The organism is Bradyrhizobium sp. USDA 376 (assembly GCF_054063675.1).
In genome coordinates this window covers 4099858-4112877 of record NZ_JBSSGN010000001.1, presented here as the reverse complement: position 1 = coordinate 4112877, position 13020 = coordinate 4099858, and the positions used below count along the sequence as shown (strand labels likewise).

12 protein-coding genes and 1 pseudogene are annotated in these 13020 nt (G+C 65.5%); 6 read left to right on the top strand and 7 right to left on the bottom strand.

The window, feature by feature from the left end; translation table 11 throughout:
* Positions 1-72: 72 nt before the first annotated feature.
* On the bottom strand, positions 73-300 hold the full coding sequence (locus ACVJ19_RS19265) for a hypothetical protein (RefSeq protein ID WP_453950594.1): 228 nt from the start codon (positions 298-300) through the stop codon (positions 73-75).
* A gap of 151 nt (positions 301-451) precedes the next feature.
* Positions 452-1348, bottom strand: a complete 897-nt coding sequence (locus ACVJ19_RS19260) for a LysR family transcriptional regulator (RefSeq protein ID WP_453950593.1) — start codon at positions 1346-1348, stop codon at positions 452-454.
* Positions 1349-1498: 150 nt separating this feature from the next.
* Between ACVJ19_RS19260 and ACVJ19_RS19255 the strand changes: the two are divergent.
* Positions 1499-1967 (top strand): annotated as a pseudogene (locus ACVJ19_RS19255) (cyclophilin-like fold protein).
* 25 nt (positions 1968-1992) lie between these two features.
* Positions 1993-3009 carry a zinc-dependent alcohol dehydrogenase family protein gene (locus ACVJ19_RS19250; protein WP_453950592.1) on the top strand — a complete coding sequence of 339 codons (1017 nt, stop codon included), beginning with the start codon at positions 1993-1995 and terminating at the stop codon, positions 3007-3009.
* A gap of 122 nt (positions 3010-3131) precedes the next feature.
* On the opposite strand, the gene ACVJ19_RS19245 is transcribed toward ACVJ19_RS19250, so the two are convergent.
* From ACVJ19_RS19245 to ACVJ19_RS19230, 4 genes are all read right to left on the bottom strand, one after another.
* Positions 3132-3374: a hypothetical protein gene (locus tag ACVJ19_RS19245; protein ID WP_453950591.1), complete on the bottom strand. Its 243-nt coding sequence runs from the start codon at positions 3372-3374 to the stop codon at positions 3132-3134.
* Positions 3375-3441: 67 nt separating this feature from the next.
* Positions 3442-4566 carry a DUF2336 domain-containing protein gene (locus ACVJ19_RS19240; protein WP_453950590.1) on the bottom strand — a complete coding sequence of 375 codons (1125 nt, stop codon included), beginning with the start codon at positions 4564-4566 and terminating at the stop codon, positions 3442-3444.
* A gap of 357 nt (positions 4567-4923) precedes the next feature.
* Entirely contained in the window at positions 4924-8553 is a 3630-nt protein-coding gene (locus ACVJ19_RS19235) for an AsmA family protein (protein ID WP_453950589.1), read from the bottom strand.
* A 290-nt stretch (positions 8554-8843) separates the two neighbouring features.
* Positions 8844-10076 carry a cytochrome P450 gene (locus ACVJ19_RS19230; protein ID WP_453950588.1) on the bottom strand — a complete coding sequence of 411 codons (1233 nt, stop codon included), beginning with the start codon at positions 10074-10076 and terminating at the stop codon, positions 8844-8846.
* 130 nt (positions 10077-10206) lie between these two features.
* Between ACVJ19_RS19230 and ACVJ19_RS19225 the strand changes: the two genes are divergently transcribed.
* The 3 genes from ACVJ19_RS19225 (at position 10207) to ACVJ19_RS19215 (ending at position 12134) form a co-directional block, all read left to right on the top strand.
* Positions 10207-10818: a TetR/AcrR family transcriptional regulator gene (locus tag ACVJ19_RS19225; RefSeq protein WP_453950587.1), complete on the top strand. Its 612-nt coding sequence runs from the start codon at positions 10207-10209 to the stop codon at positions 10816-10818.
* A gap of 208 nt (positions 10819-11026) precedes the next feature.
* Positions 11027-11659, top strand: a complete 633-nt coding sequence (locus tag ACVJ19_RS19220; RefSeq protein ID WP_453950586.1) for a response regulator transcription factor — start codon at positions 11027-11029, stop codon at positions 11657-11659.
* Positions 11660-11876: 217 nt separating this feature from the next.
* Positions 11877-12134 (top strand): hypothetical protein, encoded by a 258-nt coding sequence (locus tag ACVJ19_RS19215; RefSeq protein ID WP_453950585.1) that lies wholly within the window; start codon positions 11877-11879, stop codon positions 12132-12134.
* A gap of 37 nt (positions 12135-12171) precedes the next feature.
* Here ACVJ19_RS19215 and ACVJ19_RS19210 read toward each other — a convergent pair whose 3' ends face one another.
* Positions 12172-12351 carry a hypothetical protein gene (locus ACVJ19_RS19210; RefSeq protein ID WP_453950584.1) on the bottom strand — a complete coding sequence of 60 codons (180 nt, stop codon included), beginning with the start codon at positions 12349-12351 and terminating at the stop codon, positions 12172-12174.
* A 247-nt stretch (positions 12352-12598) separates the two neighbouring features.
* Between ACVJ19_RS19210 and ACVJ19_RS19205 the strand changes: the two genes are divergently transcribed.
* Positions 12599-12997, top strand: a complete 399-nt coding sequence (locus ACVJ19_RS19205) for a YybH family protein (RefSeq protein ID WP_453950583.1) — start codon at positions 12599-12601, stop codon at positions 12995-12997.
* The last annotated feature ends 23 nt before the right edge of the window (positions 12998-13020 follow it).

The window sequence follows — 13020 nt, the reverse complement described above, 5'->3', positions numbered from 1 at the left end:
CAGGAAGAGGCCGCCCGGCGAGGCGGCCTCTTGATCGGATCACTTCACGCGACCTATCAAATCGCTTTATCGCTACTTCGTGTAACCCTGGCTCGTACACCACCACATGGCGTCGGCAGAGGTCGAGCCATGCACTATGACGTATTTTCGGCACGCTTCGTAATTGACGGCATAACGCTTGGCACACGGGACGGAGGAAATGGTGCCGCCGCTCCAGGAGCACTTGTATTGAGCATTCGCTGCCGGCATCGAAAGGGTTGCGACAGCGAGCCCGACGACGAGAAACGCGAAGGTCTTCATGACTATCTCTCCCAAATCCAGGGAATAGCGAGCGCTATCCCAGGTGGTACGATAGCATGCTTTCGACCGCGCAAGTTCGACGCATGCCTATTCCGGCAAGCTAGCGAAACGCGATCTACGACGTTTCGTCCTCCGCCGGCAATGCCCGCCATCACTCGCCGCGATGGCGCAGCGCATCGACAATGATCTTGAAGGCGGGCGCGTTCTGGCGGCGGCTCGGATAATAGATATGGTAACCGTCGAATGTCGGCGACCAGTCGTCCAGCACCAGCACGAGGTCGCCCGAGGCGATGTGCTGCTCTGCGATGTTCTCCGGCACGTAGGCGATGCCGTATCCCTTCAGGGCTGCATCGACCTGGACGTAGGAATTGTTGAACGTCAATTGTCCGTCGACGCGGACGCGAAGCTCCTGGCCTGCCTTGGCGAACTCCCACGCATACAGCCCGCCCGCCCGTTCCATGCGCAGGTTGATGCAATTGTGCCGCACGAGCTCGTGCGGATGGTTCGGCGCGCCGTGCTCGGCGAAGTAGCCTGGTGAGCCCACGGCCACCAGCCGCCAGTCCGGTCCGATCCGCACCGCGACCATGTCCTTCTCGACGCTCTCGCCGAGACGCACGCCGGCGTCGAATCCCTCCTCGACGATGTTGCGAAATCCACTGTCGAGGCTGACCTCGAGCTTGATGTCCGGATAGTCCTTCAAAACCGGCTGGAGCTTCGGCCACACCACGCTGTGGAACGCGTGGTTTGAGATCGTCATCCGGATCCGCCCCGAGGGCTTGTCGCGGAACGCCATCAGGTCGGCGATGTCCGCCTCGATCTCGGCAATGCGCGGCGCCATCGACAGCCGCAAGCGCTCACCTGCTTCGGTGAGACCGACGCTGCGGGTCGTGCGCGTCAGGAGGCGGATGCCCATCTGGTCTTCCAGCCGCTTGATGGTGTGGCTCAGGGTCGACTGCGCGATGCCGAGCTTGGCGGCCGCCTTGGTGAAACTGCGCTCCCTGGCGACGGTGAGAAACCACAAGAGATCGTTGAAATCGTGCCTGGCCATCGCTGTCCGCCGCTGAAACCCTCCATTTATGCTGTAGGTCGATCAATGCAAGCGGACTAATCCATCTAATCGGGCTGCGCGCGGGGCGCTATTTCAGACGCCACGAATGGCCCCGGCCTTGCCGCCGGCCCGACCACGGGCGCACGCATCATGTCCAGACACTGTCCCACGCGCCGCATAGTTGTCCGCGGTCTTGTGGCCATCGGCGCGGTGCCCGGCTCCGTCGTCGGCCTGATCGCGACGAAGGCCTCCGGTCAGACGGGAGCAGCACACATGCAGATACGATGCGCCTTCGACCGCCACAGTTTTACGGCGACCCTTCTCGACAACCCATCGGCGCGGGACCTTACCGCCCTGCTGCCGCTCGACCTTGCCATCGAGGATTACTCGACCAACGAGAAGATCGCCTATCTGCCGCGTAAGTTGACCGAGAACGGCGGCGGGCCGTTCACGGGCGAGGCGCCGGGCGATCTCCTTCGCGCCCTGGGGCAATCTCGCCTTCTTCCACGGCAACTACCGCTACTCCAGCGGGTTGATCCGTCTCGGCCGTCTCGACGGTGGCGCTCAGCCCCTGCTCACGCGTGGAAAATATCCGCTGCGGCTCGAGCTCCTCTCCTGACAATCGAACCCGAAAGGATACGACCATGCTGGCAACGCTCATGTACGGCCCCGGCGACGTTCGCTGCGAAGCAGTCGACGACCCCAAAATCCTCAAGCCCACCGACGCCATCATCAAGCTGTCGGCGACCTGCATCTGCGGGTCTGATCTCTGGCCCTATCGCGGCCTGCAACCGACCGAGGGCCCTGCGCATATGGGCCACGAATATTGCGGCGTGGTCGTCGAGGTCGGGAGCGAGGTGAAGACGGTGCGGCCCGGGCAGTTCGTCGTCGGCTCCTTCTGCATCTCCGACAACACCTGCCCGCATTGCCGCTTCGGCTTCCATTCCTCCTGCGTGCAGCGCGAGTTCATGTCCGGCGCGCAAGCCCCCTACGCGCGCGTGCCGCTGGCCGACGGCACGCTGGTGGCGACCGCGGAGCCTCCATCGGCCGATCTCATTCCCCATCTGCTCGCGACCTCCGACGTGCTCGGCACCGGCTGGTATGCCGCAGACGCCGCCAACGTCCGCGAAGGGGCGACCGTCGTCGTGGTCGGCGACGGCGCGGTCGGGTTGATGGGCGTGCTGGCGGCCAGCGAGATGGGCGCAGCGCGGATCATCGCCATGAGCCGTCACGCTGCGCGGCAAAAGCTCGCCACCGAATTCGGGGCCACCGACATTGTGGCCGAGCGCGGCGAAGAGGGCATTGCCCGCATCAAGGATCTCACCGGCGGCGTCGGTGCCGATTCCGTCCTGGAATGCGTCGGCACGCAACAATCGATGACGCAGGCGATCGCCTGCTCACGGCCCGGCGGGTCGATCGGCTATGTCGGCGTGCCCCACGGCGTGACCTTCGAAGGCGAGGCGATGTTCTTCGCGCAGCGGCGCATGCTCGGCGGGCCGGCGCCGGTCCGCCGCTTCCTGCCGGACCTGATCGACCGCGTCCTCGCCGGCAGGATCAAGCCGGGCAAGGTGTTCGATCTGAAGCTGCCGCTGTCGGAGGTGGCCGAAGGATACCGCGCCATGGACGAGCGGCGCGCGATCAAGACGCTGATTACCGTGTGAGGATTTCGCTGCGCCCGCAATGACGGCGCGTAGCCCGGATGGAGCGTAGCGTAATCCGGGACCGCCGTGTCCGCGCGAGAAGGACCCGGATTGCGCTTCGCTCCATCCGGGCTACGAAAATCTTACCTGAAATACCCCACGACGAGATCGACATCCGAGCTGCGGGCCACCGTGCCGTTGAGCTCGGCGTCGATGACGCGGCGGCAGGCCTCGATCGCGGCGTGGTCGCCGAGGTCGTTGGCGGCTTCGAGCACGAGCCAGGCGACGTCCACCGAGGCCTTGTCGGGTGCTCCGCCGCCGACGTCTGCGGCAACGACCTTGTTGAGGCCCTTCTTGCGAACTGCGGTGCCGAATTGAGGCAACATCTGCAAATACTCCCTCTCGAATTCCCGCTCAGTGAACCTGTTCAGTGGACCTGTTCAATGGACCCGTTCAGTGGACTTGGAGCTCGGGCTGACGGCCCGAGGCGGAATCGGCACCCGCGCTGTTCTTGCGCGACTGGTAGAATTTCAGGATGCTGCGCGACGTCTCGATCTTGAGCCGGCCGTATTCGCGCTCGTTGTCCTGGAGGTCGCGCGCGGTGATCAGATGATCCTTGGCGCCGAGGAAGAGCAGCGACATGGTGGTGTCCCAGGAGAAGTCGAGCGCCTTGCACAGCACCAGCAGCATCTCGCGGTTGCGGTCCATCAGCGCGCGTTCGATGACGTCGACGGGCAGCGCCGACAGCAGCGACAGGCCGATCTGCACCTCGTCGAAACGGTGCTGGCGCGCATAGCTCGCGATCGAGTCCTGGTTGAGGTTGCCCTGGCGGTACTGCGTCGTCACCACGCGCTTGGCGACGAAATAGCTGCGCGAGGACGGACCGAACTTGGACTGCAGGTCGCCGGTGACCTCGGTCACCGAGCTCTGGATCTGCGCCATCATCTCGGGGCGCTCGGTCTCGAGCCGGCGGCGGACGTCTTCCGACGCCTTCGCGATCAGCTGCTGGAAGATGTGGCGCGGCACGTCCTTGCGCAGGCCGAGCTGCTCGGCAAGGATCGAGTCCCCCTCGGCGCGGCGGACCATGTGCAACAGGCCCGAGCCGGAGAAGCGCGCGCCTTCGTTCTTCGCAACCGACGTCACGACCTCCTGGTTACCGCGCTTGACCAGCACGTCGGTCACGGCCTCGCCGATCGACTGGCGCTGCGAGATCGCGAGCAGATGCGCCTGGCTCTTGGTCATGGCGCTCTCGACCAGCACCTTCTCGGCGATCCGGGTGGAGTCGCGCAGCACGGGGCCGGCGACCTCGATCGCATCGTCGAAGGCGAGCTTCTCGATGACGTTGAGCGGAGCGTGGTCGCAGGCCGACATCAGTTCGGAGAGCTGCACGCGCGCGGCGACCTCGATCTCGTCGGCAAGCCGGCCGATCACCTCGCCGAACATGCTGATCTCGTCGTCGACATAGCGGCCGGTGATCAGAAGATCGGTCGCGTGCCACAACGCGCGTGCCCGGCTTTCGTCGGTGCCGCGCGCGATCGCGTCGTCCAGATCCTGCAGAAGCGATTTCGCCCCGTTCATCTCGATACCCCAGTTCTTGGTCGTCTTTGGCGAGCCGTCGCGCCTGTCTTGGCGCGACGCCGAATTCCTCTGGGATCCAACGCTAGAGATGAAACGCGAGAATTCGGTAAAATCGGCAAATCAGTTTTGCCGACGAAAATTCATTCAAATGCGAGGGAATGGGTTAACCGGCGGGCAAGGGGTTGCGGGGGAGGTGCGCTCCCTCTCCCGCTTGCGGGAGAGGGTTGGGGAGAGGGTGTCTCCGCAACGGGACTATCCCCTAGAGGAGAAAGCCCTCACCCGCGCCTTCGGCGCGACCTCTCCCGCAAGCGGGAGAGGTGAGCCAACCCGCGGCTCAATCCACGCAAGTCAATCCGTTCACGGATTCTGCGGCGTCAGCACCAGCGGCGGCTTCGGCTTGGGTTTGGCGGGCGCGGGGCCCGGCGCCGGCCGCACCTCGATCGGCGGCGGCAATGGCGCGACCTGCTGGCTTGCGATCGGCGGACTTGTAAGTGCAGGACTTGGCGCTGCGGGCGCGGCCTGCGGCGCCTTCGGCGTCGGCGCAGCCTTCGTCTTCGGCGGCGCGCGACGCGGATCCTGGCCCGGCAGCGGCACATTGACCGGCGCCTGCTCGGGCGCCGCATCCGGAGAGACCAGCGTCGGCAGCGCCGCGGTCGCCGGCGGCGGCTCGCCGCGCTCGATCGCATCGAGCCGGCGCGTCTCGCGGTCGATCGTGCGCACTGCAAGCCAGGACGACAGCGGCGCGAGGTCGACGGTGCGGCTTAGTCGATCGGGGGGACCCGCCGCAAACAGCTGGATCTCGGGCGGCGCACCGGAGAGCCCGGTCATGATCGGCGTCAGGCTGGCGCGGATGTCGGCCTGGTCGGCGGGAATGTCGTAGCCGCCGGAGACGATGGCGCGCGCGTTCCTGGCTTCCAGCGGCGTCGCGCCGACACGCAGCCGTCCGTCGCGGATCGTGAACGGGATCTGCGCCGAGGCGACCGCGATGGGACCTGCCGCCAGCGCCGGCTCGACGAGCTGCCGCAGGCGGTTGTCGTCACTGACCTGGCCGCCGTCGCTGGCGCGGATGGCGATCTCGAAGGCGCGCGGATTGAGGCCACCGATCTCGGCGGATTCCAGCGTCACGGTGCCGTTGCCGGCGAGCGCGCCGGTGAGCGCCGCGACGCTGCGGCCCTGGCTTGTCAGCGCCATCTGCACCGAGGCGCGGCCCTTGGGCAGCGCGAGATCGCGATAGCGCAGCACGGTCGCATCGACATTGCCGAGCTCGATCCGCGCATTCAACGCAAGACCATTGGCGCCATTGCGCGCGTCAAAACTCGCCGACATCTCGCCGCCGCCGACGCCGCCCTTGAGGCCATCGAGCGCGAGCGACTGGCCGTCGCTGCGGATCGTGCCGCCGAACGGGCGCACTTCGATGCCGCCGGGCATCGTGCCGCGCAGCGCCTGGAAAGCGATGCGGCCGCGCCAGCCACCGAGCAGCCCCGCACTGAGCGGCTCGCCCGCATCGCGTCCCGCCGCGCCGATCGCCATCGCGAGCGCAGGCCCAAGGTCGAGTGTATCGAGGCCCACCTCGCCCTCGACGCTCTTCTCCTGATCGAGCGTGACCGCGAGACGCCCGCGCAGATGCGAGCCGGCCGCGCTGCCGTCGAGATCATTGAAGGTCAGGCGGTTGCCGGAAAGCGTGAGGCGCGAGGACAGGCTGACACCCTGCACCGACTTGTCGGCCGTGTTGGTCCCGAACAGCGGCGCGAGGTTGACGTTGCGCACGCGCAGATTCACACTGGCCTTGGGCTCCGACAGTTCGACGCTGCCCTGCGCATCCGCGTCCAATCCGCCGCCGCTGATCTTCGTGTTCAATTGCAGCGGCCGCCGCCAGGCACCGCTCAAGCGTCCTTCGAACTGCGAAGCGCCCTCGCCCGCGGCCACCACGCGATCGAGCCCGAGCAGCGCCAGCAGCGCGCCGGCCTGCGGGGACGACACCTTCGAGTCGAGCGTGAAGTCGCTGCTCTGCAATTTGTCGAGATCGATGCCATTGACGGCCGCCACCGGTGTCTGCGCGGCCAGCGTGGCGGTGGCCTTGAGCTGCGGGGCGTCGAGATCGAGCACGGCGCGGGCGTCGCTGCGATCGGCATGCTCGGCGTTCTTGTCGAGGCTGAGGTCGAGCTTCAGCCGGGTTGCGCCCGGCACTGACGGGAGGGCATCGAAGCGCGCGCGCACCGACGGCGCAAACGGCTCGATCAGCGCAGTCAGCTCGCGCAGCGAGTTGGCGGAGGATTTCAGCGCGAGCTTGCCGGCCGCCTTGGCGCGGTCGAAGCTGCCGCTCGCTTCCGTGGTCACGCCGCTGGTCTGGCCGAACCGCAACTGCTCCAGCGACAGCGACGCCGGCGCGTAGCCGAGCTTGGCCGCGAACGGCCGCAGCTCCTGGCCGGCGGAGATGGCGCGGCCGACATCGAGCGAGAGCTTTGCCTCCTCCGGCCATTCGCCTTGCGGCCCCGCAAGCGCGCGGACGAAACTCGCGGCGGCGTCGAGATCGAGCCGGTCGGCCTTCAACTCGGCGTCGATCCGCGAGCCCTTGCTCGCGCCGGTCTGGACGAAGGCAATTCGTCCCTCGATGGCGCCGCCTTCGATATCCGCCTTCAGCCTGTCGATGGCGAGATGGTTGGCGGCGATCGTCACGTCGCCGGCAAGGCGCAGCGGCCGGGTGCTGCGGCGGTTGATCTCGCCGCGGCCCAACAGCCAGGCCACCAGCGTGTCGGGGTCGGAGGATTCGACGTTGAGGCGGCCGCTGAAACTGTCCGCGCCCGGCGTCGCGCCGTTGAGCGAGAGCTGCGTCATGCCCGGCGCGCGCAGCTCGAGCCGCCGGAAGGTCCAGGACCGGCCGTCGGTCGCAAGCTCCGCCGCGATGTTCTGGAGCGGGCGGCCACCGAGCATGATCTGGTCGGAGTTGAACTCGATCTGCGCCGCGATCGGCGCCTGCGGGATCGCGGCGAGGCCTGCGCGCAACGCCGGCAGGATGCGCAGCGGCTCGGAATCGTTTTTGGCCGCCAGCCTGTCGGCATCGATCTGGCGGGCCGACAGCACCGCGCGCAGCAGCGGCGAAGCACCGAACCTGAGATCGCCGACACCGCCAGCTTTCAATGCGTTGTCATCAGTGCCGATGCTCGCATCGATCTGGTCGAACTTGGCGCCGGCCGGGTCGGCCTTGAGTTTTGCGGTGAGCTTCCACGGCGTCGGCCCCGCCTCACCCGGCTTCTTCGCCGCGGGCACGGCGAGCGTCAGCGCGCCGTCGAATTTCGGCTGGCGGTTGTCGAAGGCGAGCACACCGTCGAGATCGGCCAGGATCGCGCGCTCGCCGGGATCGACGTTGAGATGCAGACGGGTCGCGCTGCCGTCGGCGCTCGGGCCGGAGGAGATGCGGAACGGGTAGCGCGTGCCCGACACCTTGAAACTGCCGTCGCCCCGCACCGAGCCGGCGAGCGAGCGGACGTCACCGGAGAAGGCGATGTCGGTCAGCTCCAGCGTCGAACGGCTGGCGGCATCATGCAGCGCGACACGGCCGGTGAGGTTCAGCCGCTCGATGGCGAGCGAGGCCAGGTTGAAGCTGCCGCTCGCGGTGGACGGCAAATCGACCCGCCCGCGCGCATCGAGACCGAGATCGACCGCCATGCCGCCCACCGTGAGCTCGGTGGCGCGCCATTCGCCGCGCATGAGGGAGCCAAGGCTGAACTCGACGTCGAGCTTGTCGGCGCGCAGCCGGCCGAGATCGTTGTTACCGCCGAAGGTCACGGAACGCAGCCGCAAGGTCGGCGCCGGCAGGAGCCGCGCGTCCAGCTCGCCCGCCACCCGCACCGGCACGCCGATGATCCGAGAAGCCTCCGCCTCGAACTGGGGCCTGAACTGGTTCCAGTCGATGAAGTAAGGCCCGATCAGCGCGGCCAGAAGCGCTAAGATGAAGGCAATCGCCAATCCGAGCAGCGTCGTCTGCACGGGTCTCCCCTCGGCCAAACCGGCACCTGGGCCAAACCTTGACCCCTGCAAACCTTGGCCTTGAGGCTTCAGGCGCGCCGGAACAGCCCCTTATATAGAGGGAAGTGTGGCGAAGTCACAGCGACTGTTGCGCGCGGAGGTTAACGCTGGGGAGACCCTCATGGTGAGGAGGCGCGCAGCGCCGTCTCGAACCATGGAGGCCCGGCTCTCGCCCGCGGCCATCCTTCGAGACGCCCGCTTCGCGGGCTCCTCAGGATGAGGGCCTGCGCCCGCAGAGGCGATGCCGACTCCTACCAACTCGCCGGGAGCTGCGTCAGGCCGCGCAGCACGAAGGTCGGTCGCCATTTCGGGTTCTCGACGTCGTCGATGCGCAAGTCAGGCAGCCGCCGCAAGAGCGTCGCAATGGCGATCTCGGCCTCGATGCGCGCCAGCTGGGCCCCGAGGCAGAAATGGATGCCGCCGCCGAACGACAGCGGCTTGACGTTCTGCCTGGTGACGTCGAGCCGGTCCGGGCGATCAGGGTAAACGGCGGGATCGCGGTTGGCCGAGCCGAGCAGGCAGAGCACCGTTTCGCCCTTGGGGATCTGCCTGCCGCCGAGATCCTCGATGTCCTCCAGCGCCACGCGCCCGGTCATCTGCACCGAGGAATCGTAGCGCAGGAACTCCTCGATCGCGTTCGTCATCAGTTCCGGCCGCGCCTTGAGCAGCGCGAGCTGGTCCGGGTTGCGGTGAAGCGCCAACAGGCCATTGCCGATCAGATTGACGGTCGTCTCGTGGCCGGCCACGAACAGCAGCATGATGTTCGCGGTCAATTCCTCGTTGGTGAGCTTGTTGCCGTCCTCCTCGGCCTGCACCAGCTGCGTGGTGAGGTCGTCGCCGGGATTACGGCGGCGCAGTTCGAACAACTGCTGGAAATACATCTGCGCCATCAGGTTGCGCGCGTTGCCCTGCTTGATCTCGTCCGGCGTCAAGGGGACAGGATCCAAGATCCGCACACCATCGCTCGAGCCCTTGTGGAACCCCTCGCGGTGCTCTTCCGGGATACCAAGCATGTCGCAGATGATCGTGACCGGCAGACGGAAGGCGAAATCCCTGATCAGGTCCATCTGGCCTCGATCGATCATCGCATTGAGGGTCTGATCGACGACTTCCTGGATTCGCGGCCGCATGTCCTCCACGCGGCGCGCGGTGAAGGCCTTGACCACGAGGCCACGCAAACGGGTGTGATCCGGCGGATCGGCCTGGAGCATCGTGTGGCCCAGATTCCGAAACACCGGCTCGTCCATGATCTTTTCGCTGTAACGGCGCTTGGAGCGCTCGACGAAATCCTTGCCGAAGCGCTTGTCGCGCATCACCAGACTCACATCCGCATGGCGGCTGGCGACGAACTGGCCGAACGGCGTCACATGGATCGGATCGATCGCGCGCATCCGGTCGTAATGCGGATAGGGATCGCGGATGAAGTCCGGCGACAGCGGATTGAACAGCGGATCACCGCCGGCGTTCTGCACTTGCTCGTTCATGGTGACCTCAACCGGTTGCCGCATGACACGAATACGCCGGCAGCCCCTGCCCGCGCGGCGTAACCATCCCCATTTATTATCAACTCGATACATTGTTGTATCGAGTTGCATTCTGCCCTAAGCTGTGCCGATGTCAAGGGTGAGAACCAGGCCGACCAGGGACGACACGCGCGACAGACTGTTCGAGGCGGCCGCGCGCGTATTCGAGGAGGACGGCATCGGCGGCGCCAGCATCGAGGCGATCGCGGCTGCCGCCGGCTTCACCCGCGGCGCGTTCTATTCCAACTTCAGGAGCAAGGACGAATTGATCATCGCCATGCTCGCCGACCATGTCGAGCAGTCGATCCGCCGCAACATGGACATCCTCGCCCAGCACGACAATCTCGACGATTTCATCGCGGCACTGAAGTCGATGGACCGCAGCAAGCAGGATCCGCTCGGCCGCGCGCCCCTCCTCCACATGGAGATGATCCTCTACGTCGCGCGCGCCGAGAAGCGTCGGCCCGAACTTGCAAAACGCCTGCGCGCGCGGCGCAAGCTGGTCGCCGACATCGTCGAGGCGACATTGAAGGGCAACGGCAAGAACGACACGGTGAACCCGCCCTGGATGGCCTCGGTCGTGCTCGCGCTGGAAGACGGCTTTCGCCTGCACCGGCTGATCGATCCGGAAACGACACCAGCCGACAGCTTTCTGCGCGCAATTACGGATTTGCGGCGCAGGACAGGACTTTCGTCGAACTAGGCTCCGCTCCGCGCGCGCATTTGCGATCAAAAGGTCACACCCGACGCCTGGCGCCGCACGCTGTAGCAGATTTAATTTGCACCTCGCGATTGCAGGACGTAACTGCCGCTCAAGAGCGACGTGATCCGGCAACGACCGGACGAGAAGGCGCTGCACCAACAAGCAAGAAAAGCAAGCATAGCGGCTACTTTTCGTTCAGGAGAATTCATTGCCCGGCATCGTCCATGTCGTGGATGACGACGCATCGTACCTATCGGCCATCCAACAAGTTCTAGAGGCAAGCGGATACCGCGTCGCCACCTATGCATCGGCCCAGCAATTGCTGGAGCAGCCCGACGAAAGCAAGGGCTGCATTCTTCTGGATGTCAGGATGCCGGGCATGAGCGGGCTCGAGTTGCAGAGCCGCCTGGCCGAGCGCGGCTCGACACTGCCCATCATCTTTCTGACCGCTTATCCCGACGTCAGCATCACCGTGAAGGCGATCAAGGCGGGCGCGGACGACTTCTTGATCAAGCCGGTCGGCTCGGATGATCTCCTGAGAGCCGTCGCCCGCGCGATCGCGCGGCATCACAACGTGCGCGAACTCGACGGCGAGCTGGAAGCGCTTCGGGGCCGGCTTTCGACGCTCACCCCGCGCCAGCGGCAGGTCTTCCAGATCATCGTCCAGGGCAAGACGAACAAGCATGCCGCGCGCGAGCTCGGCAGCACCGAGCGGACCATCAAGGCGCATCGGAGTGCGATCATGGACAAGCTTCAGGTCCGATCGGTGGTCGAAATGGTCAGGATCGCCGAGCGGCTCGGCGTGCTCGGCGCAAAGGACGAGCCCGACGCGACCGCATGAGGTGATGCGGGGCCGATGACGCAACGCTTCCGGGCATGCCCCGGCTGGACGCTTACGGGGTGGAAGCGGACGTCGGCCAGCCGACAATCTCCGCTGAAACCGTCGAAAATGACCCAACCCGGACATCGTTTGCGGGCAGTTTGATCGCTTGCATGACACAACAAGGAACCGAAGCGGGACCAGCCTGTTGGTTCGATCAGCCAAGCGGAGTCTCGCAATGCGGATCATTCTGATAACGGCGGTTGGCTGGGCGTTGTCGTGCGGATTTGCGACAGCACAGACCGACCCCAAGGACATGGCAACTGGACGCTCGGCACCAGAGGAAAAAGGTCAATTGCAGCCACAAGGTTGGACCGGACCGGTCGACACGAAATCGGGTGGCGCGCCGCCGGAAAGCCCGCAAGGTCAAAGCCCACCGGGAATGCAGGCAGCGCCGGACGGATCAACCAAAGTGGTGACCGAGCCACGGAAGTAAGTCTAACTCGTTTGTCGTTGAGCGGCGTACAAGCTTGCTACTTGCGGCGCCACGACTCGACCAACGCCGCGAGCTTGCCGTCGAGCGCATCATTGGCCTCTGCGAGGTCGGCCTCGTATCCACGCCAATACTTGCCGATCAGCGCGTTGTGGCTGCAGAACTTCTCGCCGTCCAGCCGACAGACAACAAGCCGCGTGGGCTGTCCATCGGAATTCAAGCGTACGAGATAGTGCAGGATGTGTATACGGAACCTGCTCCGCGGTTCTCGCCAGGAGCTTGCGCAGCCGGCCTGCCACCGCTCGCACTTGCGCGGCGCGGCCAGCGCCCGGCTGAAGGCGCGGGCGGCGTGTCCGCAACTGCGCGAGATGCCCCTTCTTCTGGTTCCGCTACTTTCCAGATTTTCCCGGCGCTCAGTTGGAGTATGATCCGGTGGTTTAGCAGGGTTAATTTTGAGGGAGGGAATTATGACGAACTTGGCCCCCTCGACGAGCTTCGACGTCAGAGCCGAAATCACGGAGGCTTATGCCGCCTGGGATTCGGCATTCAACAAAGCTGACGCCAAAGCGATTGCCGCAGCATATGTTTCGAATGCAAAAGTGCTGCCTCCGACCCATCAAATCATATCGGGTCCAGCAGCGATCGAGACTTTCTTCGGCGGGCTTTTTTCGAGCGGATTCGCCGATCACAAGCTGACAATCATAGATGCGGGCGGAGACGAGAAGGTCGTCTACGGCACGGCGAGATGGAGCGCCAACGGCAAGGGAGCGGATGGGTCCCGCCAAGCTGCCGGCGGGATTGCTACGCACGTGTTTGAGCGTCAGGCGGACGGTTCGCTGAAGCTGAGGTTGCATACCTTCAACTAAGCCGGCCGTACGCGTCGCCTGAT

Coding starts and splice junctions, on each gene's coding strand:
- ACVJ19_RS19245 (WP_453950591.1), bottom strand. CDS start 3,374: ATGTTGCCTCAATTCGGCACCGCAGTTCGCAAGAAGGGCCTCAACAAG.
- ACVJ19_RS19250 (WP_453950592.1), top strand. CDS start 1,993: ATGCTGGCAACGCTCATGTACGGCCCCGGCGACGTTCGCTGCGAAGCA.
- ACVJ19_RS19215 (WP_453950585.1), top strand. CDS start 11,877: ATGCGGATCATTCTGATAACGGCGGTTGGCTGGGCGTTGTCGTGCGGA.
- ACVJ19_RS19230 (WP_453950588.1), bottom strand. CDS start 10,076: ATGAACGAGCAAGTGCAGAACGCCGGCGGTGATCCGCTGTTCAATCCG.
- ACVJ19_RS19265 (WP_453950594.1), bottom strand. CDS start 300: ATGAAGACCTTCGCGTTTCTCGTCGTCGGGCTCGCTGTCGCAACCCTT.
- ACVJ19_RS19260 (WP_453950593.1), bottom strand. CDS start 1,348: ATGGCCAGGCACGATTTCAACGATCTCTTGTGGTTTCTCACCGTCGCC.
- ACVJ19_RS19240 (WP_453950590.1), bottom strand. CDS start 4,566: ATGAACGGGGCGAAATCGCTTCTGCAGGATCTGGACGACGCGATCGCG.
- ACVJ19_RS19225 (WP_453950587.1), top strand. CDS start 10,207: ATGTCAAGGGTGAGAACCAGGCCGACCAGGGACGACACGCGCGACAGA.
- ACVJ19_RS19205 (WP_453950583.1), top strand. CDS start 12,599: ATGACGAACTTGGCCCCCTCGACGAGCTTCGACGTCAGAGCCGAAATC.